The following is a 23,321-nucleotide window of genomic DNA, read 5'->3' on the forward strand; positions in this document are numbered from 1 at the left end:
GTCAGTTCTCCAGGCCGCGGTGCCAGCGCAGCAAATGATTGTTCAGTTTGTTCATGCCGACGTCGATGATCAGGCCCAGCAGACCGATGCTGATCATGCCGGCGATGATTTTGTCGGACCAGAAGTATTCGCGCGCTTCGAGGATGCGGAAGCCCAGGCCGTTGTTCACGGCGATCATCTCGGACACGATGACCACGATGAAGGCGGTGCCGATGCCGATCCGCACGCCGGACAGGATGTAGGGCACGGCGGCCGGCAGCATCACGCGGACAAACATGGTGCGCTGGCTCACGCCCAGGTTGCGGGCGGCGCGGATGTAGATGCCGTCCACCTGGCGCACGCCGGCGATGGTGTTGACCAGCACCGGGAAGAAGGCGCCCAGCGCGATCAGGAACACGGCCGGCGCGTTGCCCAGGCCGAACCACAGGATGGCCAGCGGAATGTAGGCGATCGGCGGAATCGGCCGCAGCACCTGCATCAGCGGATTGAACCACGCGTACATGCGCTGGCTCGATCCCATCAGCAAGCCCAGCGGCAGCGCCAGGCCGGCGCCGATGGCGAAGCCGACGATCACGCGGTACATGCTGCTGAAGGTGTCGCCCAGCAGCTCGCCGGACAGCGCCCAGGCCAGCCACGATTGCGCGGCCGGATCGTAGGCGGTCAGCGGCAACAGGTATTCGATCCACTTGTGCACCACCGCGAACGGCGACGGCAGCACCTGCGGATTGACCCAGCCCAGCATAGCGCTGGCTTGCCACAGGGCGACGATAACGATGGGCACAACCGCGCCCGAGGCGGCTTGCCGCCAGTCTTGCTTGCTCATGGTGGGTCTCCGTGGTTATTGGATGTTGAGGCTTTTCTTGGCCGCTTCCAGCAGGTCGGTCTTGACCCAGTCCTTGGCCACAGGCGCGGCGCGCATCTTGCCGGTGCCGTGCTTGGCCATCACGTCGGTGGTGATCTGGATGTGCTCGGGGGTGATGTCGTAGCTGTACGGCGAATTGCTGATGGCGTCGTCGAAGTCGTCCTTAGTGATCTGGTTCTTGAAGATCACCTCGCGCACGTACTTCTCGGCCACCGGCTTGTTGTCGATGAACAGCTTGGTGGCCTGCACGAAGCAGGTCATGAACTTGGCGGCGGTGGCGCGGTGCTCCTTGTAGAACTTCTCGCTCATCACCATCGTACGCACCGGCGCGCCGATCGGCGTGTCGTACGGCTTCATCACTTCCACGCCGTAGCCCTTGTTGATGGCCTGCGAGGATTGCGGTTCGCTCTGCATGATGGCGTCGAGGTTCTTGCCCATCAGCGCCTGGTTCAGGTCGGCGAACGCCAGGAACACCAGCTGTACGTCCTTGCCCGGCTGGTCGGAGGCGGTCAGGCCGGCCTGGGCCAGTTCGGCGATCAGCAGCACCTCGTGGATGCCGCCGCGCGTGACGCCGACCTTCTTGCCCTTCAAATCCTTGATCGACTTGATGTTGCTGTCGGGACGGGCGACCAGGCGTGCGCCGCCCTTGGCGAAGCCGGCCACAACGTAAATCGGCGCGCCGTTGGCGCGGCCGGAGATGGCGGCCTCGGAGGCGGTGGCGCCGACGTCGAGCTCGCCGGCCAGGATGGCTTGCATCACGTCCGGGCCCTTGGCGAAGACGTGCTCCTCCACCTTGATGCCGCACTTGGGCGCGATTTCCTTGATGTACGAGACAGCGCCGTAGTGGGCGAACTTGAGGTTGCCGAGGCGGACCACCTCCTGCGCTTGCGCGCCCGAGGCGGCCGCCAGCGCGAGGGCCAGCGATAACAGACGGAACTTGGACATGCGTGTCTCCTTTGCGGTTGTAGTTACCGGGAGACATTGCAGCTTCCGTGCCAAGCACGGGCTGCGGTTCAAGTCATTGATTTCTAAGGGAACGAAGAGAAAACTAATCGCTTCATTTGCGAAAATCCGCAATCCGCATCAGGACTCGTGCGAAGTTTCGCCCAATTACTTTGAAAATTCTCTTCGTACCTAAATTCCTGTTGCGGATATTTCGTTTATTTCGTAAGATTCACTTACAGTGATTTTAACAATCCGGGAGAATATGATGTCAGGTGTTCTAGATCGTGAAATGATCCTAGACAATAAAGAAGATGTCGAGCTGGTAAAAGCGGCTCAACGTTGCATAGTGGGTGCGCTTGATCATTCCAATGCAGTTAATATCGCGATCATGGAGGATGGAGTTGAACGAGTCGACGATCTTCCACTGCTCAAGTTACCGCCTAAAGTACTCCGACTCTTTGCAGATATATTGGGCTCCCTGGCACAAGGTAAAGCTGTGGCTATCATGCCAAAGGAGCTGGACGTAACCACACAAGAAGCTGCCATGTTCTTGAATGTCTCGCGGCCATATCTTGTCCGTCTACTAGAAGAGGGCAAAATTCCCTTCCATAAGGTAGGAACACATCGCAGAATTCGGTTCGAGGACGTAGTTCAGTACAAAGAACGAAGGCAACAAATCTCTCTGGATGCGCTCCAGCAGCTGGCGGATCAGGCTCAGGAGCTCAATATGGGCTACTAATGGCTGGCTACTATCGATATACGGCTGTTCTTGATGCTTGCGTGCTATATCCGGCGCCGCTGCGCGATTTGCTTATCAGCTTGGCGGTTGAGGGCGTTTTTCGCGCACGCTGGACAACTACGATCCAGGAAGAATGGACGCGCAATCTATCCGCGAATCGCCCAGATCTACGCCCGGATGCGCTCAACCGCACTATCGCCACAATGAACGACGTAGTTGATGATTGTCTGATCGAAGATTTTGAGTACTTAATCGGGAAGCTAACCCTACCCGCCCCAAATGACAGACATGTCCTGGCCGCAGCCATCATTGGACACGCGGACGCTATCGTAACTTTTAACCTTAGAGATTTTCCGGAAGCCGATACTCGTCAACATGGCATCGAAATATTGCATCCTGACGATTTCATGGTCGCCCAATACGAACTCGATCCAATTCGCGTTCTAAAGACAATCAAGGCAGTCCGTGAACGGCTCAGATCCCCACCCAAAACTGCGCAAGAAATTATCGCGACCTATGAGTCTCAAGGGCTGGCACAAACATGCCAGATTCTACGAAAAGCCATCGAGCTTATTTGACATTTAGCTGCACAAGCCGAAGGCCTTGCGGTCGGCGAAGTAGCGGTAGGTGAAGGTACGCATCGGGTACTTGGTCAGCGCGATCTCGAAGGCGGGCGGGACCACGTCGAAGCGTTCGGGCAGCTTGTTCTTCACGCGCAGGCGCACGCGCCAGATAGTATCGTCGCTGGTGGCGCCGGCCACCAGCATGTCGGGCACCTTGGGGATCACGTCGACGATCTCGGGCCGCGAGTTGGTGGCGCGCTGGTAGAAGCTGACCAGTTCCGCCTTGGCCAGCAACGGCCCCTTGGGCGCGGTGACGAGGTAGTCGCGGGTGAGGAACATGGCGCGCTCGCCGCGCGGCACCAGGTAGACGAAGGTGAACTCGGCGCCGCCGTCCGGCAGCGTGACCGGCGGCGTGGTCGACACGCTGATCCCGCGCGGCAGCTGGTAGCGCGAGCCTTCCTGCCAGGTGGAACACTCCGGCGTCTTGGCCATGTAGACATCGACCGGCGTGAACGAATCGCCGCAAGCGGCCAGCAGGAAAAACAATGGCAGTGGCGCGATATGACGCAGGCGCATGGCAGGAACGGCTTTCAAGAATCGGAGGCACGTAGTCTACCTCATCGCAGCCGAAACTCCATCATGGCCGTCGATGTGAATTGTGATTCGCTAGTGTTGCGTTTCCCATTGCGTCATTGTCGCGCGCTTGAAATCCGCCGGCCACAAGGATACTGTGGATCGACTCAAGCGCGCGGAGGGCCGCGCCCAATCTGAAGGCACGCCATATGAAAAAGCACTTGCTTCCCGTGATAGGCGGATTGTTTCTTGCGGCATGGATGTCGGGCGCGGCGGCCGAAACCGGCGTGACCGCGGGGGAGATCAAGATCGGCATGGCCAACGCCCTGTCCGGCCCGACCGCAGGGCTGGGCCAAGGGATCAAGGCCGGCAGCGAAGCCTATTTCAAGAAGATCAACAACGCCGGCGGCGTCCACGGCCGCAAGATCAACCTGGCCAGCGAGGATGACGGCTACGATCCGCCGCGCACCGCCACCGCGACGGAAAAACTGATCAAGAAGGATGGCGTATTCGCCCTGTTCGGCTATGTGGGCACGCCCACCAGCAAGGCCGCGATCGGCATGGTCAACGACAACAGCATCCCGTTTTTCGCGCCCTTCACCGGCGCCGAATTCCTGCGGACGCCGCTCAACAAATACGTCTTCAACATCCGCGCCTCCTACTTTAACGAGATCGAGCTGCAGGTCGAGCGCCTGGTCACCGACGCCGGCATCACCAGGATCGGCCTGTTCTATCAGGAAGACACCTACGGCAAGGTCGGCAAGGAGGGGCTGCAGTTGTCGCTGCAAAAGCGCAAGATGAGCATCGCCGGCGAAGGCCACTATCTGCGCAACACCGAGGACGTCGACACCGGCCTGGCCGCGTTGCAGGCGGCCAAGCCGGAGGCGGTGCTGATGGTCGGCACCTACAAGGCGTGCGCCGAGTTCGTCAAGAAGGCCAACGCCGCCGGCTTCAAGCCCAAGTTCTTCAACCTGTCGTTCGTCGGCACCGCCAACTTCATCAAGGCGGCCGGCGACGCCGCCGAGGGCGTCTACATCACCCAGGTGGTCCCCTCGCCTTTCGACGACTCGATTCCCATCGTCAAACAGTACCACGCCGACATGAAGGCGGCCGGCATCAACGAGCTGGACTACACCTCGCTCGAAGGCTATATCGACGCCGCCACGCTGGTGGAAGGCTTGAAGAAGGCCGGCACCGACCTGACCCGCGCCAGCTTCCTCGCCGCGCTGGAGAGCATGAGCATCAACCTGGGCGGGCTGGACATCGCTTTCGGGCCGCACGACCATCAGGGCTTGAGCAAGGTCTATCTGACCAAGATACAAAAAGGCAAGCCGGTGCAGGTGAACAAGCTGTAAGCCCGCCGGGATAAAAAAAACCTCGCCGAGGCGAGGTTTTTTGTTTTACCACATGATCACGCGGTCTTTCGGTTCCAGGTACATCTTGTCGCCCGGCTTGACGTTGAAGGCGTCGTAGAAGCCCGGCTGGTTGCGCATCGGGCCGTTGGCGCGGAACTGGCCTGGCGAGTGCGGGTCGGTCTTGATCTGCACGATCTGCTGCGCTTCGCGCATCTTCATGCGCCACACCTGCGCAAAGCCCATGTAGAAGCGCTGGTCGCCGGTCAGGCCGTCGATCACCGGGGCTTCCTTGCCGCCCAGCGACAGTTTGTAGGCCTTGTACGCGATCGCCACGCCGCTGTTGTCGGCGATGTTCTCGCCCAGGGTCAGCTCGCCGTTGACGTGGTAGCCAGGCAGCGGGCTGAACTGGTTGTACTGCTCCACCAGCATCTTGGTCTTGGCCGCGAAGTTCTTGTGGTCCTGGGCGGTCCACCAGTCGCGCAGGTTGCCGTCGCCGTCGTACTGCGCACCCTGGTCGTCGAAGCCGTGGCTGATTTCGTGGCCGATCACGCCGCCGATGGCGCCGTAGTTGACCGCGTCGTCCGCGTCGGCATTGAAGAACGGCGCCTGCAGAATCGAGGCCGGGAACACGATCTCGTTCATTTCCGGGTTGTAGTAGGCGTTGACGGTTTGCGGCGTCATGCCCCACTCTTCGCGGTCGATCGGCTTGCCCAGCTTGGCCAGTTCCTTGTTGTACTCGAACTCGCGCGAACGCAGCACGTTGCCGACCAGGTCGTCCTTGGACACCACCAGCTTGCTGTAGTCGCGCCAGTGGTTCGGGTAGGCGATCTTGGTGGTGAACTTGGCCAGCTTGTCCTGCGCCTGCTTCTTGGTGACCGGGCTCATCCAGTCCAGCTGGTCGATGCTGGTCTTGTAGGCGGCCAGCAGGTTGTTCACCAGCGCCTGCATGCGCGCCTTGCGCTCGGCCGGGAAGTTCTGCTCGACGTAGATCTTGCCGACGGCTTCGCCCAGCGCGCCTTCGGTCACGGAGACGCCGCGCTTCCAGCGTGGGCGCTGTTCGGTCACGCCGCTCAGCACGGTGCCGTAGAAGGCGAAGTTCTCGTCGACGTAGGCCTTGCTCAGGTAAGGCGCGCCGGAACGCAGCAGGTGCCAGCGGAAGTAGGACTTCAGCGTGTCGAGCGGGGTCTTGGCCAGCAGCGCGGTCATGCCCTTCAGGTAGCTGGGCTGGCCGACGATCACGTACTTGACCTTGCCGGTCACGCCGGCGTCGGTCAGGTAGGCGTTCCAGTCGTAGCCCGGCGCGACCTTGCCCAGCTTGGCGATGTCGACCTTGTTGTAGGCCTTGACCGGGTCGCGCAGTTCGACCTTGGTCCACTGGATCTTGGCCAGCTCTTTTTCGAATTCCACGATGGCGTGGGCGGTGATGGCGCCATGGGCGTCGCCGGCCATGGTCAGCATCTTGGCGACGTGCAGCTCATACTTGGCCAGCGCGTCGGCCAATTTCTTGTCGTCCGCCTTCAGGTAGTAGTCGCGGTCCGGCAGGCCCAGGCCGTCCTGGCCCAGGTCGACCACGTATTTGGTCGAATCCTTGTTGTCCTGATGGATGCCGTAGCCGTACGGCGCGGTCACGCCGATCTTGTTCAGATGCGCGATCAGGGCCGGCAGCTGCTTCTTGTTGTTCACGGCGTCGATCTTGGCCAGTTCCGCGTTCAGCGGGGTCAGGCCCAGCTGTTCCAGCTTGGCTTCGTCCATGAAGCTGGCGTAGAAGTCGCCGATGCGCTGGGCTTCGGGGCCGCCGGCCTGGTTGGCGGCGGCGCCTTCGATGATGGCGCGCAGTTGCGGCTGGATGTCGTCGCGCAGCTTGGCGAAGCTGCCCCAACTGGCTTTGTCGGCCGGGATTTCAGTCGTGGCCAGCCATTTGCCGTTCATGTGGGTGAACAGGTCGTCCTGCGCGCGTACCGCTGGATCGATGTACTCCACCGCGATGCCGGAGACCGGCTTGGCGTTTGCTACTTGGGCACTGGCCGGGGCTACACTTGTGGTGTTGTCGGCGGCACCCGCCAGGCCTGCGATCAGGCTCAGGGTCAATGCACTTACGAGATGACGTTTCACGAAATTATCCTCTTGATTGAATAAAGGCCAATCCACGGTGTTTGGCCCTGTTGCGCTTTATATCACAGTGCCGCAATGGCATAAAGGCCTACCACATGATCACCCTGTGTTTTGGCGCCAGATACATTTTATCGCCGGGTTTTACGCCAAAAGCGTTGTAAAAACCCGGCTGATTGCGCACTGTGCCGTTGGCGCGGAACTGGTCCGGCGAGTGCGGATCGGATTTGAGGTAAACGATTTGCTGGGCGTCGCGGATCTTGCTGCGCCACACCTGGCCGAAGCCCATGTAGAAGCGCTGCTCGCCGCTCAGGCCATCGATCACCGGCGACGGCTGGCCGTTCAGCGAGATCAGGTAGGCCTTGAGCGCGATCGCCGCGCCGGAGTTGTCGGCGATGTTCTCGCCCAGCGTCAGCTCGCCGTTGACGCGGTAGCCCTTGAGCGGGCTGAAGGCGCTGTACTGCTTGACCAGCATCTTGCTCTTGGCCGCGAAGTGCTTGTGGTCGGCCTTGGTCCACCAGTCGCGCAGATTGCCGTCGCCGTCGTATTGCGCGCCCTGGTCGTCGAAGCCGTGGCTGATCTCGTGGCCGATCACCGCGCCGATGGCGCCGTAGTTGACCGCGTCGTCGGCGTCGGCGTTGAAGAACGGCGGCTGCAGGATGGCGGCCGGGAACACGATCTCGTTGAGCTCGGGGTTGTAGTAGGCGTTGATGGTCTGCGGCGTCATGCCCCATTCGTCGCGGTCGACCGGCTTGCCGAGCTTGTTCACCTCCTTGTTGTAGTCGAACTCGCGCGAGCGCTGGACATTGCCCACCAGGTCATCCTTGACCACCACCAGCTGCGAGTAGTCGCGCCACTTGTTCGGATAGCCGACCTTGACCATGAACTTGGCCAGCTTGGCCTGCGCCTGCTCCTTGGTGGCCGGGCCCATCCAGTCGAGCGTGTCGATGCTCTGCTTGAAGGCCGCCAGCAGGTTGTGCACCAGCGCCTCCATGCGGGCCTTGCGCTCGGCCGGGAAGTGCTGCTCGACGTACAGCTTGCCCAGGCTCTCGCCCAGCGCGCCGTCGGTGGCGTTGACCGCGCGCTTCCAGCGCGGCTCCTGTTCCTTGATGTCGCCCAGCACGGTGCCGTAGAAGGCGAAGTTCTCCAGCGCGAACTCCTTGGCCAGGTAGGGCGCGCTGGCGTGGATCACCTGCCAACGGAAATACGCCTGCCAGGTGGCCAGCGGGGTCTGGTCGAGCAGCTTGTTGAAGCCGGTGATGAAGCTGGGCTGGCTGACGATCACGTAATCGACCTTGTCGGCGATGCCGGTGTCGTTGAGCCAGGTGGTCCAGTCGTAGCCCGGCGCCAGCTTGGACAGCCTGGCCAGCGGCACCTTGTTGTAGGCCTTGACCGGATCGCGCAGCTCGACCCTGGTCCACTGGATCCTGGCCAACTCGGTCTCCAGCGCCACGATGGCCCTGGCGTCGGCCACCGGGTTGGCGTTGCCGGCCAGGGTCAGCATTTTGGTCACGTGCCGCTGGTACTTGGCCAGCGTGTCGGCCATCTTCTTGTCCGACTTTTTCAGGTAGTAGTCGCGGTCGGGCAGGCTCAGGCCGTCCTGCACGATGTCGGCCACGTATTTGGTCGAATCCTTGTTGTCCTGGTGGATGGCGAAGCCGTAGGGCGCGGTCACGCCGTAGCGGTTGAAGTGCGCGATCAGGGCCGGGATGTCCTTCTTGTCCTTGAGCGCGGCCACGCGGTCCAGGTCGGCGCGCAGCGGCGTCAGGCCCAGCTGTTCGAGCTTGGCCTCGTCCATATAGCTGGCGAAGAAATCGCCGATGCGCTGGGCATCCGAGCCGGGGGTCTTGTCCGGATCGGCGGCGGCCGCCTCGATGAGGGCGCGCAGCTGCGGCTTGGTGTCGTCGTCGAGCTTTTCAAACGCCCCCCAGCTCGACTTGTCGGCCGGGATGTCCGTCTTGGCCAGCCACTTGCCGTTCAGGTTGAGGAAGAAATCGTCCTGCGGGCGGACCGCCGCGTCGATCCCGTCCAGCTCGACGCCCGAACTTTTTTGCTGCGCCTGGACGCCGGCCGAAGCCAGCAGCGCCAGCATCAGCGCGCTTAACAGATGTGCCTTCAAGACTCTCTCCTGTAAGGGGGGGGTCAAGTCTGACATTCGGACACGAGCTCTGCTGTAGACGGCGTCTACAGCAGAGCTCGTGTCCGAATGTCAGACTTGACCCCAAGTTGTGCAACGATAACAAAAAGACCACACGCAGTGGCCTTTTTGTGTTTTTTTGGGGCAGTTAAGCGCTTACCAGATGATCACGCGCTGTTCCGGCGCAACATACATCTGGTCGCCCGGCTTGACGCCGAACGCTTCGTAGAAGCCCGGCTGGTTGACCATGGTGCCGTTGGCGCGGAACTGGCCCGGCGAGTGCGGGTCGGTCTTGATCAGCATGATCTGCTGCTCGTCACGCGTCTTGCTGCGCCATACCTGCGCAAAGCCCATGTAGAAACGCTGGTCGCCCGTCAGGCCGTCGATCACCGGCGCTTCCTTGCCGCCCAGCGACAATTTATAAGCCTTGTACGCGATCGCCACGCCGCTGTTGTCGGCGATGTTCTCGCCCAGCGTCAGCGCGCCGTTGACGTGGTAGCCCTTGATCGGGCTGTAGCCGTCGTATTGCTTGACCAGCGCGTCGGCCTTGGCCTTGAAGTTGGCGCGGTCTTCCTTGGTCCACCAGTCGCGCAGGTTGCCGTCGCCGTCGGACTGGCTGCCCTTGTCGTCGAAACCGTGGCTGATCTCGTGCCCGATCACCGCGCCGATGGCGCCGTAGTTGACGGCGTCGTCGGCCTTGGCGTCGAAGAACGGCGGCTGCAGGATGGCGGCCGGGAACACGATCTCGTTCATCGTCGAGTTGTAATACGCGTTGATGGTCTGCGGCGTCATGCCCCACTCTTCGCGGTCGATCGGCTTGCCCAGCTTGTTGATCATGCGCTGGTGGCCGAACACCGAGGCGCGCATGGCGTTGCCCACCAGGTCGCCCTTGACGATGGCCAGCGACGAGTAGTCGCGCCATTTGTTCGGGTAGCCGATCTTGGGCGTGAACTTGGCCAGCTTGGCTTGCGCCTGCTGCTTGGTTTCCGGGCTCATCCAGTCCAGCGTGTCGATGCTGCTCTTGTATGCGGCCAGCAGGTTCTTGACCAGCTCTTCCATGCGCGCCTTGCGCTCGGGCGGGAAGTACTGGCCCACGTACAGCTTGCCCAGCACTTCGCCCAGGCTGTTCTCCACCAGGCCCACCGCCGACTTCCAGCGCGGCGGCTTGACGGCCACGCCGGTCAGCACGGTGCTGTAGAAATCGAAGTTGGCGTCGGCGAAGTCCTTCGACAGATACGGCGAGGCGCGGCGCAGCAGCTGCCATTCGAAGTAGGATTTCCAGGTCGCCAGGTCGGTCTTGTCCAGCACGGCGTTGAAGCCGCCCAGGTAGCTCGGCTGGTTGACGATGACGTAGTCGACCTTGTTGGCCACGCCGGCCGCCGCCAGCGCGTGCTGCCAGTCGTAGCCTGGGGCCAGTTCGGCCAGCTTGGCGATCGGCACCTTGTTGTAGCGCTTGACCGGGTCGCGGTTCTCGACCTTGCTCCATTGCGCCTCGGCCAGCGCGGTCTCCAGCGCGACCACGGCCTTGGCGCTGGCGGCGGCGTGCTTGTCGCCGCCCAGCGCCAGGATCCTGGCCACGTGCGCCTCGTATTTGACCAGCGTGTCGGCCAGCTTGGCGTCGTCCTTCTTCAGGTAGTAGTCGCGGTCCGGCAGGCCCAGGCCGCTTTGCGAGATGCCGACCGCGTAGCGGGTCGATTCGCGCGCGTCCTGGCTCACGTACACGCCGTACGGCGTGCTGACGCCGATCTCGCCCAGGTGGGCGATCAGCATCGGGAAGGCCTTCTTGTCCTTGATGGCGCGGATGCGGTTGAGCTCGCCTGCCAGCGGCTTCACGCCCAGCGACTCCAGCTTTTTCTCGTCCATGAAGCTGGCGTACAGGTCGCCGATCTTCTGGGCGTCGGTGCCGGCCTTGCGCGTCTTGTCGGCCTCGGCCGCTTCGATGATGGCGCGCAGCTGCGGCAGCACGTCGTCGCGCAGCTTGGCGAAGGTGCCCCAGCTGGACTTGTCTTCCGGGATCTGCGCGGTCTTCAGCCAGCCGCCGTTCAGGTAACGGTAGAAGTCGTCCTGCGGACGCACGCCGGCGTCGATGTATTGGGTGTCGATGCCGGACACCGGGGCGGTGTCGGCGGCGCCGGCGAAGGCGGTCATCAGGCTCAGGGTCAGCGCGCTCAGCACATATCGTTTCACTGCGTTTCCTTCTTGGTCAGAATTTCATTTCGTATTTGACGCTCCAGACGACGTACGTCTGGTTGGTCGTGTTGGCCAATTGTGCCAGGCCGTTGGCGGTGACGATATTACTACCGAGCGCGTCCTCCGCCATCAGATTATTGGCTGAAATGCGGATTTGATGGTGTGAGCTGTATTTCCACAGCGCGTAGGCGTCGAACGAGCGCTTGCGGCTGGTGGTCACGACCTGCTCGGCGCTGCTCTGGATGATGGTGGCCGGCGTCCAGTTCAGGCTGGCGCCCAGGGTCAGCGGCACCGGTTTCAGGCGCCAGTCCAGGCCGGCGTTGGCGGTCTGCTTCGGTTGCGCGTCGAGCCGGTTGTTGGGGCCGGGGATGCCGTCCACGCTGGACCAGAAGCGGCTGTAGTTGGAACGCAAATCGATCGCCGGGCCGCCCGCGACCAGCTCCTGCAGCTGCAGCTTGGCCTCCAGCTCAATGCCCTTGGTGCGCGCGTGGCCGATGTTGGCCGGGGTCGACACCCAGCGCGGGCCGGTCGGCGTGTTTTGCAGGGTCAGCTCGCGGCGGATCAGGTCCTTGATGTCGCGCACGAAGCCGCCTGCCGTGACGATGCCGCTGCGGCCCAGGTAGTGCTCGTACGCGAAGTCGAGCCCGGTCGCCAGCTCGGGCTTCAGGTCGGGGTTGCCGGTGCGGTCGGGCCGGGTGGCGCTGTTCAGCCGCGACAGCGACGGCAAGGCGATCAAATCCTGGATGTTGGCGGCCTTGTAGCTCTTGGTCAGGCTGGCGCGGATCTGGTCCTTGTCGTGGCCGGGAATGCGGTAGACCCCGTGCAGCAACGGGCTCAGCACGCTGCTGGTGTTGACGATGTCCTGGCCGGCGCGCGTGCTGGTGGTGCGGATGCCTTCCCAGCGCAGGCCGGCGTAGCCCGACCATTGCTTGCTGATGTCCCACTCGTCCTGCGCGAACACGGCCAGGCGGCGGGTGTCGGCGCTCAGGTTGTCGCCGGAGTCGCCGAACTGCGTGACGCCGTTCTTGTCCAGCGAGGTCTTGGTCTCGACACGGTGGCCCAGCTCGATATCCCAGCCGGCCGCCAGCGCGTGTTCCTTGCCGATCGGCGTGGTGTACTTGCCGCCGGTGCTGGCGCTGCGGTCGCGCACGGTGGCGTCGTCGCTGTAGCGTTGCAGCAGGTTGCCGGCGTTGTCGTACTGGTAGCGCAGCGAATCGCTGTCGCTGTGGCCGGCACCGAAGCCGAACTTGACGTCCAGCTTGGACGCGCCCGCCAGCTTGTGCACCCAGTTGCCGAAGCCGCGCAGGAAGGTCGACTCCGCATGGCTGCCGGTCAGCGCCAGGTTGTATTCGGGCGGCTGTTGCAGGGCCGGCGGCACCAGGCCGAAGTTCTGCGCCAGGTCGCTGCGCGCGTCGCTGTCGCTGCGGTTGACCATCAGGAAGGGCTGGAAGTTCAGCGTGTCGCCGTTGTCGAACTTGTACGACAGGCGCGGCGTCAGGTGCAGGCCGCGCGAGGTGCGTTTGGTCTGGTCGAGCACGTTCTGGTCCTTGAGCACCACGCCGTCGTCGCGCGTGTCGCGGTTGTAGGTTTCGGCCTGGTCGTGCTGGCGGTTCTCGAAGACCGAGCCGGTCAGCAGCCAGGTCAGGCTGCCCGTCTTGCCCGGCACCGTCAGCGAGACGTTGGGCGCGTGGCGGCCCTGCTCGATGGAGTCGGTGAGCTTGAGCTGCTTGTCCTTCTGCTGGTAGCCGTCGCGCAGGATGATGTTGATGGTGCCGGCGATGGCGCGCGTGCTGTGCTCGGCGACCGGGCCGCGCATCACCTCGACGCGCTCGACCTGGTCGGGCGACAGCGATTCCATCGAGAAGCCGGCCGGCGGCCGTTCGCCGTTCAGCAGCACCTGCGTGTAGCCGCTGCCCATGCCGCGCATGCGGACGTCGCCGCCGCGGCCGGGGCGGCCGCCGATGGTCACGCCGGGCAGGCGCTTGAGCACGTCGCCGAGGTTGCTGTCGCCGTTACGGTCGAGCTCCTCCCGGCCGTAGACCTGCTTGCCGGCCACCGAGTTGCGGCGCTCGTCCATGTCGCTGGCGCGGCCGCCGCTGATCGTGACCTGCGGCACCGGCTTGCCGTCCGGTCCCAGCGCCGGCTTGGCGGGCGCGGCGTCGGTTTGTGCGTGGACTTCGGAGGCGCCCAACAGGGCCAGGCAGGCGAGGGAGATCAGTTTGCTCATAGGCTGCACATTCTACCGGCAGCCCCGCTTGCCAAATGGGCCATAGCCCGATTTTTACTTTACGATACACACCGGCGCGTACCGCTCAACCGCCGCCGCCCGGCAGGCTGATGCTGGCGCCGCCGGGCCCGCCGACGCTGCCGCCCATGCCGCCCTTGCGGCCGCCGCGATGCTGCTCGCCGCCTTCCTGCTTGTGCGGCATGGCGCCGTTGTGGGCGCCCGAGTCCGGCACGCGCTGCAGCTGCTCGGCCACCAGTTGCACCACCGCCTGGCGCTGCGTTTCATTCAAGGCATCGTTGACGGTCAGCCACCATTCGCGCAGCAGCTTTTCCTCCAGCGCGCTGGCGGTGGTTTCCTCGTCGACCGCCTTGGCCAGGTCGCGCAGCTCGACGTTGGCGCCCTGCGCGCCGGCCAGCGTGGCCGCCTGCAGGCGCTCGCGGCGGGCCTGGCGCTCGCGCAGCAGGTTGCGGGTCTTGGTTTCGGTCTGCTGCCACAGGATCTGCTGGTTGGCGTTGAGGTTGAGCGATTTTTTCAGCTCGGCCGCCATCGGCAGCATGTCCTCGGCGCGGATGTCCATGACGGGCAGCGCGCGGGCCGGCAGCAGGGCGGCGCTCAGCGCCAGCGCGACGGCCAGGCGCTGCAACGTGGAAGAGAAGTTAAGACGCATGTCGGCTCCATGGATAAAAAAAAGCCTGCGCTTGGGGCGCAGGCGAAAACCACTTCAGGGTAGAGAGAATTACGAGTTCAGTTTAGGTCGCGCCTCCCGCCGTTACAGGACTTCTTACAATTGCTTACGGTCGTGAGCGTGAAGGATACACTGCGTACAAAACAGCAAAATTGACGTACCGCCAAGCGGGCGCTGGTGTGCTTCAAATGTCAACGCCGGGCGTTGTAAATTCTCGTAAAGGTATAAATCATTTCGCGACGGCCACCATGTTTGCCGAGAATCAGGTTTATACTCGACTCAAGCGCGTTGAGGCGGGATGGCCCGTCGGCGACGGCTGTCGGCAACAGCTTCGATAGGTGAAACATGGGCAAGAAATTAAAGAATTCTGGACTGGTCGGGCTGGGCGTGGTGGCCGGCATCGCGATCTCGCTGCAGTTTTCCGCCATGGCGCAAAAGCCGGTGGACCCGCCACTGCCGCTGGAGGAGCTGCGCCAGCTGGCCGACGTGTTCGGCCTGATCAAATCCGACTACGTCGAAAAGGTCGAGGACAAGAAGCTGCTGACCGAAGCCATCTCCGGCATGGTCGCCTCGCTGGACCCGCACTCCGCCTACCTGGACAAGAAAGCCTACGCCGAACTGCGTGAAGGTTCGCAGGGCAAGTTCGTCGGCCTGGGCATCGAGATCGGCCAGAGCGAGGACGGCTACATCAAGATCGTCGCGCCGATCGAGGACTCGCCGGCCTGGCGCGCCGGCATCAAGGCGGGCGACCTGATCTCGCGCCTGGACAGCACCCCGGTCAAGGGCCTGAGCCTGGACGAGTCGGTCAAGAAGATGCGCGGCGAGCCGCACACCAAGGTCAGCATGACGATCCTGCGCAAGGGCGAGGCCGAGCCGCTGGTGTTCAACATCACGCGCGAGGAAATCCACCAGAAGAGCGTCAAGGGCAAAATGGTCGAGCCCGGCTATGCATGGCTGCGCATCTCGCAGTTCCAGGAGCCGACCGTGGACGACCTGGCCGCCAAGATTGTCGAACTGTACAAACAGGACCCGAACATCAAGGGCCTGGTGCTGGACCTGCGCAACGACCCGGGCGGCGTGCTGCAGGGCGCGATCGGCGTGGCGGCGGCCTTCCTGCCCAAGGACGCGGCCATCGTCTCGACCAACGGCCAGCTGCCGGACTCCAAGCAGATCTTCTACGGCCGCCCCGAATACTACGCGCTGCGCAACGACGGCGACGCGCTGTCCAAGCTGCCGGCCGCGGTCAAGCAGGTGCCGATGGTGGTGCTGGTCAACACCGGTTCGGCCTCGGCGTCGGAAATCGTCGCCGGCGCGCTGCAGGACTACAAGCGGGCCGACATCGTCGGCACCCAGACCTTCGGCAAGGGTTCGGTGCAGACCATCCGCCAGCTGACCGCCGACACCGCCGTCAAGCTGACCACGGCGCGCTACTACACACCGAACGGCCGCTCGATCCAGGCCAAGGGCATCGTGCCCGACCTGGCGGTGGACGAGAACGCCGACGGCGACGGCCTGAACGCGCTGCGCACCCGCGAGGCCGACCTCGACAAGCACCTGAGCAACGACCGCGACCAGGAAATCGCCAAGAGCAAGCGCGACGAGCTGGAAGAACAGCTGCGCATCGTGGCGCTGGAGAAGAAGCGCAAGCCGCTGGAATACGGAAGCGCCGACGATTTCCAGCTGGCGCAGGCGCTCAACCACCTGAAGGGCCTGCCGGTGCAGCTGGCCAAGCCCGAGACCGCCGTGGTGCAGGCCGACGTCGGGGTCAAGAAAGATCTGACCATCAAGAAGGACCTGGCCAAGAAATAAGCGGTTTCGATCACCAAATTCAGCGGCGCCTCAAGGGCGCCGCTTTTATTTTCGCCTAACGTGCAGTCATTGTGTAGAATTTGCGTCATTACTGGCGCACGCCATTGCTTAATTTGAAAGTTTAAACATGAAACAAGCGGTCATCAGCGGTACCGGTCTCTTTACGCCAGCCCAGTCGATCTCCAACGAAGAGCTGGTGGAATGCTTCAACGCCTACGCCGAACAGTTCAACGCCGACAACGCCGCCGCCATCGCGGACGGCACCGTCACGGCGCTGGAAATGTCCAGCGTGGCCTTCATTGAAAAGGCGTCCGGCATCAAGTCGCGCTATGTGATGGAGAAGAGCGGCATCCTGGACCCGACCCGCATGGTGTCGCGCATCCCCGAGCGCGCGGACGAGGAACTGTCGCTGCAGGCGGAAATCTGCGTGGCGGCGGCGCGCCAGGCGCTGGACCGCGCCGGCCGCGTGGCGGCCGATATCGACATGGTGCTGGTGGCCTGCTCCAATATGCAGCGCGGCTATCCGGCGATGGCGGTCGAGGTGCAGGGCGCGCTGGGCATCGAGGGCTACGGCTTCGACATGAACGTGGCCTGCTCGTCGGCCACCTTCGGCATCCAGCAGGCGGTGGCGGCGGTGCAGAGCGGCCAAGCGCGCGCGGTGCTGGTGCTCAATCCTGAAATCACCAGCGGCCACCTGAACTGGCGCGACCGCGACAGCCACTTCATCTTCGGCGACGCCTGCACGGCGATGGTGATCGAAGCGGCCGACACGGCCAAGGGCGCGCACCGCTGGGAGATCGTCGAGACCAAGCTCAAGACCAGCTTCTCGAACAACATCCGCAACAACTTCGGCTTCCTGAACCGCTTCGACGAATCGGGCATCGGCCAGCCGGACAAGCTGTTCCGCCAGCAGGGCCGCAAGGTGTTCAAGGACGTGTGCCCGATGGCCGCCGAGATGATCAAGACCACCATCGCCAGCGCCGGCCTGGAAGTGCCGCAGGTGAGCCGCTACTGGCTGCACCAGGCCAACCTGAACATGAACCTGCTGATCAGCCGCATGGTGCTGGGCCGCGACGCCGAGCCGGGCGAGGCGCCGGTGATTTTGGACACCTACGCCAACACCTCGTCGGCCGGTTCGGTAATCGCCTTCCACAAGCACTCCGACGACATGGCGCCCGGCCAGCTGGGCGTGATCTGCTCCTTCGGCGCCGGCTACTCGATCGGCTGCGTGGTGGTGCGCCGGATCTAAGCGGCGACGACGCAGTCGTCCAGTTCCCGCTCGACGGCCGCGAATGCGGCCGTTGTCGTTTCCGGGCCTGCGGCGGTGGCCTGCACGGACAGGAAGCTCAGGTTCTTCAAGCCTATCGTCGGCAGCAGCGCGCGCAGGTAAGGTTCGAGGAAGTCGGGCTGGCGGGCGCGCTCGCCGGTGCGGTAGCCGCCGGAGCTGACGGCGATGTACACGGGACGATCCGCCAGCGTGCCGACCTTGCCCTCCGGCGTGACGTTGAAGGTGACGCCGATCCGCACCACATGGTCCAGCCAGGCCTTCAGCACCGACGGCACCGTGAAGTTGTGCATCGGCGTGGCGATAACCACATAATCGGCATCGCGCAATTCGGCGATCAGCCGGTCCGACAATGCCAGCGACGACGCGGCGCGCCCATTGGCCGGCTTCGCGCCGCCGCCCAGCGCCGTCGCATAGTCGCCGTCGATATGCGGCAGCGGCTCGGCGCACAGGTCGCGTGTGACGATCTGCGCGGCGGGATGCTGCGTCAGCAGGCGGTCCATCACGCGCTGGGACAGCCGGTAGCTCACCGATTGCGGTCCGCGCGGGCTGCAGGTGATGTGCAGGATCTTCATGCGGCACCCGCTTTCAGGAATTTGCCGAAGCGCAGCGCGCCGGTCAGCAGACCCTCGCGGAAGTAGAAGCGCTGCGCCAGCGCGTTGGCCATGCCGGTGTCGAGCACCAGTTTGACGCACTCCGCGCGGTCGCCGTAGGCCGTCAAGCGCTCCAGCAGCCGCGCGCCCCAGCGCCGTCCGCGCGTCTTCTCGCCGGCCACCAGATCGTCGACATACAGGAAGCGGCCGTACACCAGGTTCTCCTGCAGGCGATAGCCGGCCAGCGCCACCACTTCGCCCTCGTCCCAGGCCGCCAGGATGCGGTAGCCATGCTCGCTCATGCGCGTGACGCGCGCGACGAATTCGTCCTCGGTCTCCAGGTGCGGGCGCAGTTGCTTCATCACCGGATAGCAAGCGCGCAGCTGCTCCGCCGTTTCCACATCCTTCAGTTGGTCGTCCATGATAGCTCCTTTTAAAACACCATCTTATGGCGGCAATGGCATAATCCACAGAGCCATAAAACGACATATCGACTAGGCCATGAAAACCAAACCAGATTTCCTCCTGCTCGACGGTGCCGCCGCCGAACCGCTCTACCGGCAGATCTACACCCGCTTCCGCGGCGCCATCGCCGACGGCCTGCTGCTGCCGGACGCCCGCATCCCGTCGGCGCGCGCGCTGGCGCTGGAGCTGGGCCTGGCGCGCGGAACGGTGGAAGCGGCCTACTCGCTGCTGGTGGCGGAAGGCTATGTGGAGACACGCGGCCAGGCCGGCACGGTGGTCACGCCGGCGCTGGCGCGCCACGCGGCGACGGCGGCAACGACGGCATCATCGCCGGCAGCGCCGACGGCCCGCGCCCGGCCGGCGTCCGCCGCCGGCGCGTCTTCCGCGTCGGCGCTGGCCTCGCTGAACCGCCCCTTTCAAATGGGGCTGCCAGCACTGGACGCCTTCCCGCGCAAGGTGTGGGCGCGGCTGGCGGCGCGCGCGATCCGCGCCACGCAGCCGGACGACATGGTTTGCCCGCCCTACAGAGGCCAGCCGGCGCTGCGCGCGGCCATCGCCACGTACCTGAACCTTTCGCGCGGCATTGTGTGCTCGCCTTCGCAGGTGTTCATCACCTCCGGCTACCGCAACACGCTGGAGCTGATCACGCGCGCCCTGCTGCAACCGGGCGACGGCGTGTGGGTTGAGGATCCCGGCTTCCCGGCCACCACCGAACTGCTCAAGCACGCCGGCATGAAGCTGGCCCCGGTGGCGGTCGACGCGGAAGGCCTGGTGGTGTCGCACGGCGTGGCCACGGCGCCGCGCGCCAGGGCCGCCGTGGTCACGCCGGCGCACCAATGCCCGCTGTGCGTATCACTGTCGCTGCCGCGCCGCCTGGCGCTGCTGGACTGGGCGGCACAAGCCGACGCCTGGATCGTCGAAGACGACTACGACGGCGAATACCGCTACGCCAGCCGCCCGCTGCCCGCGCTGCAAAGCCTGGACCGCGACGGCCGCGTGCTGTACGCCGGCACCTTCAGCAAGGTGCTGTTCCCGGCGGTGCGGCTGGCCTACCTGGTGGTGCCGCCGGCGCAGGTGCCCCGCTTCGAGCAGGTCAGCCAGACCTTCGGCAGCGGAGGACCGATCCTGACGCAGACCATCGTCAGCGACTTCATGAACGAGGGCCACTTCGCCCGCCACATCCAGCGCATGCGCCGCCTGTACGCCGAGCGCCGACAGATCGCCGCGCAAGGTCTGGATGCGGTGCTGGGCAAGCACCTGCGCATCGATCCGCAGCCGGGCGGCATGCACCTGATCCTGCGCATGAAGGGCCGCCACACCGACCGCGCCCTGGCCGAGCGCATGCGGCAGGACGGCATGGCGGCGCTGGCGCTGTCCGAGCGCACGGTGCTGCCGCACGCGGCGTCGGCGTTGCTGCTGGGCTTCACCAACATCGACACGCCGCAACGGGCGCGCGAACTGGGCAAGCAGATACTCAGGCTGCTATGAACATGGCCTAGTCGGATAGCCTATTCTTGGCTCTTCTCGACTGGTCCATGCGCCGGCAGAATAGCGCCATTCGCAACCAGTCAAGGAACAGCCATGGGCAAGCGCCTCGAAGTATTCAAGCACGCACCTGAAGCCTACAAGGGCTTCACCGCCGTCAAACACTACGTGCAAACCTGCGGCCTGCCGGCCGAACTGGTGGAGCTGGTCTACCTGCGCGTATCGCAGATCAACAACTGCGCCTTCTGCATCGACATGCACACGCGCGACCTGCTGAACCAGGGCGTCAGGATCGACAAGGTGGCGCTGGTTCAGGTGTGGGAGGAAGCGGCGGCGCTGTTCAGCGACAAGGAGCGCGCAGCGCTGGCCTGGGCCGAAAGCGTGACCCGCGTCGCCCAGACCAATGTGCCGGACAGCGACTATCAAAAGGCGATCGCGGTCCTCAGCGAGAAGGAACTGGCCGACGTCACAGTGGCAGTATCGCTGATGAACGCCTTCAACCGCTTCGGCGTCGCCATGCGGATGACGCCTGCGGCACTGGTCATGTAATCGCCACGGGCATGATTGTGCTACGCTAGGGTTCATCCACCCTGGCAGGAGCCCCGCACGCATGCCCCACAATATCAGCCTGATCACCACCATCGCGGCCGCACTGGGCTTCGGCCTTTTGTTCGGCTACCTCGCAACGCGCCTCAAGCTGCCGGCGCTGGTGGGCTATCTGGCTGCGGGCATCATCATCGGCCCCGCCACGCCGGGCTTCGTGGCAGATACCGCGCTGGCCGGGCAGCTGGCCGAAATCGGCGTGATGCTGATGATGTTCGGCGTCGGCCTGCATTTTTCCCTCGACGATCTCTGGGCCGTGCGGCGCGTGGCGCTGCCCGGCGCCGTGCTGCAGATCGCGGTCGCCACCGCGCTGGGCATGGCGCTGGCCCACTTCTGGGGCTGGAGCCTGGGCGGCGGGCTGGTATTCGGGCTGGCGCTGTCGGTGGCCAGCACGGTGGTGCTGCTGCGGGCGCTGGAGGAGCGCGGCATCCTCGATAGCTTCAACGGCCGCATCGCGGTCGGCTGGCTGGTGGTGGAAGACCTGGTGACGGTGCTCGTGCTGGTGCTGCTGCCGGCGTTGGCCGGTTCGCTGGGTGGCACGCACAGCGAAAGCCACGGCGTCACCGCCATGGGCGAAGCCAACTTGTGGACCACGCTGGCCATCACGCTGGGCCAGGTGGGCGCCTTCATCGCGCTGATGCTGGTGGTGGGCCGCAAGCTGTTCCCGTGGATCCTGTGGCAGGTGGCGCGCACCGGCTCGCGCGAGCTGTTCACGCTGTGCGTGATCGCCGCCGCCGTCGGCATCGCCTACGCATCGACCTACTACTTCGGCGTCTCCTTCGCGCTGGGCGCCTTCTTCGCCGGCATGGTGCTGCGCGAATCCGAACTGGCGCACCGCGCCGCCGAGGAATCGCTGCCGCTGCGCGACGCGTTCGCGGTGCTGTTCTTCGTCTCGGTCGGCATGCTGTTCGAGCCGTCGATACTGGTAGAGCAGCCGCTCAAGCTGCTGGCCGTGGTGACCATCATCGTGGTCGGCAAATCGGTGGCGGCCTTCCTGCTGGTGCTGTTGCTGCGCTACCCGGCCAAGACGGCGCTGATGGTGTCGGCCAGCCTGGCGCAGATCGGCGAGTTCTCCTTCATCCTGGCGGCGCTGGGCCTGTCCCTGGGCCTGATGCCGGCCGAGGGACAAAGCCTGATCCTGGCCGGCGCCATCATCTCCATCGCGCTCAATCCGCTGGTGTTCCGCGCCACCAAACCGCTGGAGCGCTGGCTGGGCAGGAACGTGGCGCTGGCGGCCAAATTCGAGCGCCCCGCCGATCCGCTGGCGGAGCTGCCGGCATCGGTGCCGCAGGAGCATCTGGCGGGACAGGTCGTGCTGGTCGGCTATGGCCGCGTGGGCCGGCGCATCGCCGCGGCGCTCGCCGAGCGGGGCATTCCCTTCGTGGTGGCCGAGCAGAATCGCGAACTGGTGGACCAGCTGCGCAAGGAAGGCGCACACGCCGTGGCCGGCAACGCTGGCGAGCCGGCGGTGCTGATCCAGGCGCACATCGCGCGCGCCGCGATGCTGGTGATCGCCACGCCGGACACCTTCCACGTGCGGACCATGATCGAGACCGCGCGTGCGCTCAACCCCAACATCAAGACCGTGGTGCGTACGCACAGCGACGAGGAGGCGGAACTCCTGCGCGGCGAACGCGCTGGAGAAATTTTCATCGGCGAGCAGGAGCTGGCAAAGGGAATGACCGAGTCCATACTGACCACTATGACCAAGGGCGGAGGCCACCATGCTCACTAGGCGCGCCTTGATGCGCTGCGCGGCGGCGTTGCCGTTGTCGCTGATCGTTGCCGGCGTCGGTGCGTCGCCAACGCGCGTGCAGCTGGAGTTTCACAGCGCGTTCCTGATGAATCTACACCACTTCCTGTACAACCTTGGAGTGCACCCGGAGCTGGTGGAAAAAATCAGCTGGACGGCCACGCCAAGCGCCGACGAAATGACGGCGCTGCGCAAAGCCGTCGCCCACTACCGAGACAACTACGCCAAGCGCAGCCCGCTGTTCGACGACCAGATGGCATCCATCAAAACCGCCTTGAGCGTGGCCGACACGCGGCGCGAGGCCGGCGGCCTGGCGCTGCCGCCGCAACTGGCGGCCACGTTGGACAGCGTCGCGCCGATGTACGCGCACTGCATCTGGGCGCAGCAGGACGCCAGCAACCAGCAATGGATCGCCGAAGCGAAGCGGCTCGACGCGCGTTATGGTGTGGAGGTCCAGGAAGGCATTGCCCGCTACTTGCAGGCGCCCTTTCCGCTCACGCCGATCCGGATCGACGTCGTGGTGGACACCGGCACGCGCCAGGGCGGCTACACCGACACGCAAACCGTGATCCCCAGCGGACGTCCCGACTATCAAGGCCTGGCGTCGCTGGAAATGGTGTATCACGAAATTTCGCACATCGCGTCGACCGACAAGCTGGAGAGCGCCATCGAGGCGCGCCTCAAGGCCACGCAACGCAAGCCCGATTCGGACCTTTGGCACGGAGTGCAGTTCTACACCGTCGGCACCGTGGTGAAGAACGCGTACAAACGCGATGGCATCGCCTACGAACCCTACGCCGACAAGGGCGGCCTGTTCAAAGGCTACTGGTCGCCGCTGCTGCCGCCGATAGAGCGCGAATGGCGCCCCTACATGAACGGCAAGCAGACCTTCGACCAGGCGGTGGCCCGCATGGTCGACCAACTGCCCGCCGGATAAGGCGCT

At 64.3% G+C, this 23,321-nt stretch carries 19 protein-coding genes; 9 read left to right on the plus strand and 10 right to left on the minus strand.

All coding sequences use genetic code 11. The features are described from left to right. Position 1: 1 nt before the first annotated feature. Positions 2-823 (minus strand): ABC transporter permease, encoded by an 822-nt coding sequence (locus tag HUX88_RS08465; RefSeq protein ID WP_117012496.1) that lies wholly within the window; start codon positions 821-823, stop codon positions 2-4. A 15-nt stretch (positions 824-838) separates the two neighbouring features. Next, positions 839-1,807, minus strand: coding sequence for an ABC transporter substrate-binding protein (locus tag HUX88_RS08470; protein WP_176361481.1), 969 nt, complete (start codon positions 1,805-1,807; stop codon positions 839-841). A gap of 262 nt (positions 1,808-2,069) precedes the next feature. Here HUX88_RS08470 and HUX88_RS08475 point away from each other — a divergent pair, with 262 nt between their 5' ends. Then, positions 2,070-2,546, plus strand: a complete 477-nt coding sequence (locus HUX88_RS08475; protein WP_176361482.1) for a helix-turn-helix domain-containing protein — start codon at positions 2,070-2,072, stop codon at positions 2,544-2,546. Beyond that, positions 2,546-3,124 carry a putative toxin-antitoxin system toxin component, PIN family gene (locus HUX88_RS08480; RefSeq protein ID WP_176361483.1) on the plus strand — a complete coding sequence of 193 codons (579 nt, stop codon included), beginning with the start codon at positions 2,546-2,548 and terminating at the stop codon, positions 3,122-3,124. The genes HUX88_RS08475 and HUX88_RS08480 overlap by 1 nt, the downstream gene beginning before the upstream one ends. A 3-nt stretch (positions 3,125-3,127) precedes the next feature. On the opposite strand, the gene HUX88_RS08485 is transcribed toward HUX88_RS08480, so the two are convergent. Next, entirely contained in the window at positions 3,128-3,685 is a 558-nt protein-coding gene (locus tag HUX88_RS08485) for a hypothetical protein (RefSeq protein WP_176361484.1), read from the minus strand. A 206-nt stretch (positions 3,686-3,891) separates the two neighbouring features. On the opposite strand from HUX88_RS08485, the gene HUX88_RS08490 reads away from it, so the two are divergent. Next, positions 3,892-5,037, plus strand: a complete 1,146-nt coding sequence (locus tag HUX88_RS08490) for an ABC transporter substrate-binding protein (RefSeq protein WP_176361485.1) — start codon at positions 3,892-3,894, stop codon at positions 5,035-5,037. A gap of 45 nt (positions 5,038-5,082) precedes the next feature. Here the strand turns inward: HUX88_RS08490 and HUX88_RS08495 are convergent, their stop codons facing one another. From HUX88_RS08495 to HUX88_RS08515, 5 genes are all read right to left on the minus strand, one after another. Then, positions 5,083-7,149 carry a M13 family metallopeptidase gene (locus tag HUX88_RS08495; protein ID WP_373886766.1) on the minus strand — a complete coding sequence of 689 codons (2,067 nt, stop codon included), beginning with the start codon at positions 7,147-7,149 and terminating at the stop codon, positions 5,083-5,085. Between the two features lie 88 nt (positions 7,150-7,237). Beyond that, on the minus strand, positions 7,238-9,238 hold the full coding sequence (locus HUX88_RS08500) for a M13 family metallopeptidase (RefSeq protein ID WP_217916274.1): 2,001 nt from the start codon (positions 9,236-9,238) through the stop codon (positions 7,238-7,240). 201 nt (positions 9,239-9,439) lie between these two features. Continuing rightward, entirely contained in the window at positions 9,440-11,431 is a 1,992-nt protein-coding gene (locus tag HUX88_RS08505; RefSeq protein ID WP_217916275.1) for a M13 family metallopeptidase, read from the minus strand. 55 nt (positions 11,432-11,486) lie between these two features. Further along, positions 11,487-13,700 carry a TonB-dependent siderophore receptor gene (locus HUX88_RS08510; protein WP_176361487.1) on the minus strand — a complete coding sequence of 738 codons (2,214 nt, stop codon included), beginning with the start codon at positions 13,698-13,700 and terminating at the stop codon, positions 11,487-11,489. A gap of 85 nt (positions 13,701-13,785) precedes the next feature. Continuing rightward, positions 13,786-14,367 (minus strand): hypothetical protein, encoded by a 582-nt coding sequence (locus HUX88_RS08515; protein ID WP_176361488.1) that lies wholly within the window; start codon positions 14,365-14,367, stop codon positions 13,786-13,788. A gap of 363 nt (positions 14,368-14,730) precedes the next feature. Here HUX88_RS08515 and HUX88_RS08520 point away from each other — a divergent pair, with 363 nt between their 5' ends. Both HUX88_RS08520 and HUX88_RS08525 read left to right on the plus strand, forming a co-directional pair. Then, the gene (locus HUX88_RS08520; protein ID WP_176361489.1) at positions 14,731-16,194 is read left to right on the plus strand and encodes a S41 family peptidase; all 1,464 of its coding nucleotides are present in this window, start codon (positions 14,731-14,733) and stop codon (positions 16,192-16,194) included. A gap of 127 nt (positions 16,195-16,321) precedes the next feature. Further along, positions 16,322-17,443, plus strand: coding sequence for a beta-ketoacyl-ACP synthase III (locus HUX88_RS08525; protein ID WP_176361490.1), 1,122 nt, complete (start codon positions 16,322-16,324; stop codon positions 17,441-17,443). On the opposite strand, the gene HUX88_RS08530 is transcribed toward HUX88_RS08525, so the two are convergent. Together HUX88_RS08530 and HUX88_RS08535 are read right to left on the minus strand one after the other, a co-directional pair. Next, the gene (locus HUX88_RS08530; protein ID WP_176361491.1) at positions 17,440-18,054 is read right to left on the minus strand and encodes an FMN-dependent NADH-azoreductase; all 615 of its coding nucleotides are present in this window, start codon (positions 18,052-18,054) and stop codon (positions 17,440-17,442) included. The genes HUX88_RS08525 and HUX88_RS08530 overlap by 4 nt on opposite strands. Continuing rightward, the gene (locus tag HUX88_RS08535) at positions 18,051-18,494 is read right to left on the minus strand and encodes a GNAT family N-acetyltransferase (RefSeq protein ID WP_117012485.1); all 444 of its coding nucleotides are present in this window, start codon (positions 18,492-18,494) and stop codon (positions 18,051-18,053) included. The genes HUX88_RS08530 and HUX88_RS08535 overlap by 4 nt, the downstream gene beginning before the upstream one ends. 79 nt (positions 18,495-18,573) lie before the next feature. On the opposite strand from HUX88_RS08535, the gene HUX88_RS08540 reads away from it, so the two are divergent. From HUX88_RS08540 to HUX88_RS08555, 4 genes are all read left to right on the plus strand, one after another. After that, the gene (locus HUX88_RS08540) at positions 18,574-20,025 is read left to right on the plus strand and encodes a PLP-dependent aminotransferase family protein (RefSeq protein WP_176361492.1); all 1,452 of its coding nucleotides are present in this window, start codon (positions 18,574-18,576) and stop codon (positions 20,023-20,025) included. Between the two features lie 93 nt (positions 20,026-20,118). Next, entirely contained in the window at positions 20,119-20,571 is a 453-nt protein-coding gene (locus HUX88_RS08545; protein ID WP_117012483.1) for a carboxymuconolactone decarboxylase family protein, read from the plus strand. Between the two features lie 61 nt (positions 20,572-20,632). Further along, complete coding sequence (ybaL, locus tag HUX88_RS08550; protein WP_176361493.1) at positions 20,633-22,360, plus strand: YbaL family putative K(+) efflux transporter; 1,728 nt, start codon at positions 20,633-20,635, stop codon at positions 22,358-22,360. After that, positions 22,350-23,315: a hypothetical protein gene (locus HUX88_RS08555; protein WP_176361494.1), complete on the plus strand. Its 966-nt coding sequence runs from the start codon at positions 22,350-22,352 to the stop codon at positions 23,313-23,315. The genes ybaL and HUX88_RS08555 overlap by 11 nt, the downstream gene beginning before the upstream one ends. The last annotated feature ends 6 nt before the right edge of the window (positions 23,316-23,321 follow it).

Source organism: Duganella sp. BJB1802 (genome assembly GCF_013369445.1).
In the GTDB taxonomy this organism is placed as follows: Bacteria; Pseudomonadota; Gammaproteobacteria; order Burkholderiales; family Burkholderiaceae_D; genus Rugamonas; species Rugamonas vulcania_A.

Coding starts and splice junctions, on each gene's coding strand:
- HUX88_RS08465 (WP_117012496.1), bottom strand. CDS start 823: ATGAGCAAGCAAGACTGGCGGCAAGCCGCCTCGGGCGCGGTTGTGCCC.
- HUX88_RS08470 (WP_176361481.1), bottom strand. CDS start 1,807: ATGTCCAAGTTCCGTCTGTTATCGCTGGCCCTCGCGCTGGCGGCCGCC.
- HUX88_RS08475 (WP_176361482.1), top strand. CDS start 2,070: ATGATGTCAGGTGTTCTAGATCGTGAAATGATCCTAGACAATAAAGAA.
- HUX88_RS08480 (WP_176361483.1), top strand. CDS start 2,546: ATGGCTGGCTACTATCGATATACGGCTGTTCTTGATGCTTGCGTGCTA.
- HUX88_RS08485 (WP_176361484.1), bottom strand. CDS start 3,685: ATGCGCCTGCGTCATATCGCGCCACTGCCATTGTTTTTCCTGCTGGCC.
- HUX88_RS08490 (WP_176361485.1), top strand. CDS start 3,892: ATGAAAAAGCACTTGCTTCCCGTGATAGGCGGATTGTTTCTTGCGGCA.
- HUX88_RS08500 (WP_217916274.1), bottom strand. CDS start 9,238: ATGCTGGCGCTGCTGGCTTCGGCCGGCGTCCAGGCGCAGCAAAAAAGT.
- HUX88_RS08505 (WP_217916275.1), bottom strand. CDS start 11,431: ATGACCGCCTTCGCCGGCGCCGCCGACACCGCCCCGGTGTCCGGCATC.
- HUX88_RS08510 (WP_176361487.1), bottom strand. CDS start 13,700: ATGAGCAAACTGATCTCCCTCGCCTGCCTGGCCCTGTTGGGCGCCTCC.
- HUX88_RS08515 (WP_176361488.1), bottom strand. CDS start 14,367: ATGCGTCTTAACTTCTCTTCCACGTTGCAGCGCCTGGCCGTCGCGCTG.
- HUX88_RS08520 (WP_176361489.1), top strand. CDS start 14,731: ATGGGCAAGAAATTAAAGAATTCTGGACTGGTCGGGCTGGGCGTGGTG.
- HUX88_RS08525 (WP_176361490.1), top strand. CDS start 16,322: ATGAAACAAGCGGTCATCAGCGGTACCGGTCTCTTTACGCCAGCCCAG.
- HUX88_RS08530 (WP_176361491.1), bottom strand. CDS start 18,054: ATGAAGATCCTGCACATCACCTGCAGCCCGCGCGGACCGCAATCGGTG.
- HUX88_RS08535 (WP_117012485.1), bottom strand. CDS start 18,494: ATGGACGACCAACTGAAGGATGTGGAAACGGCGGAGCAGCTGCGCGCT.
- HUX88_RS08540 (WP_176361492.1), top strand. CDS start 18,574: ATGAAAACCAAACCAGATTTCCTCCTGCTCGACGGTGCCGCCGCCGAA.
- HUX88_RS08545 (WP_117012483.1), top strand. CDS start 20,119: ATGGGCAAGCGCCTCGAAGTATTCAAGCACGCACCTGAAGCCTACAAG.
- ybaL (WP_176361493.1), top strand. CDS start 20,633: ATGCCCCACAATATCAGCCTGATCACCACCATCGCGGCCGCACTGGGC.
- HUX88_RS08555 (WP_176361494.1), top strand. CDS start 22,350: ATGCTCACTAGGCGCGCCTTGATGCGCTGCGCGGCGGCGTTGCCGTTG.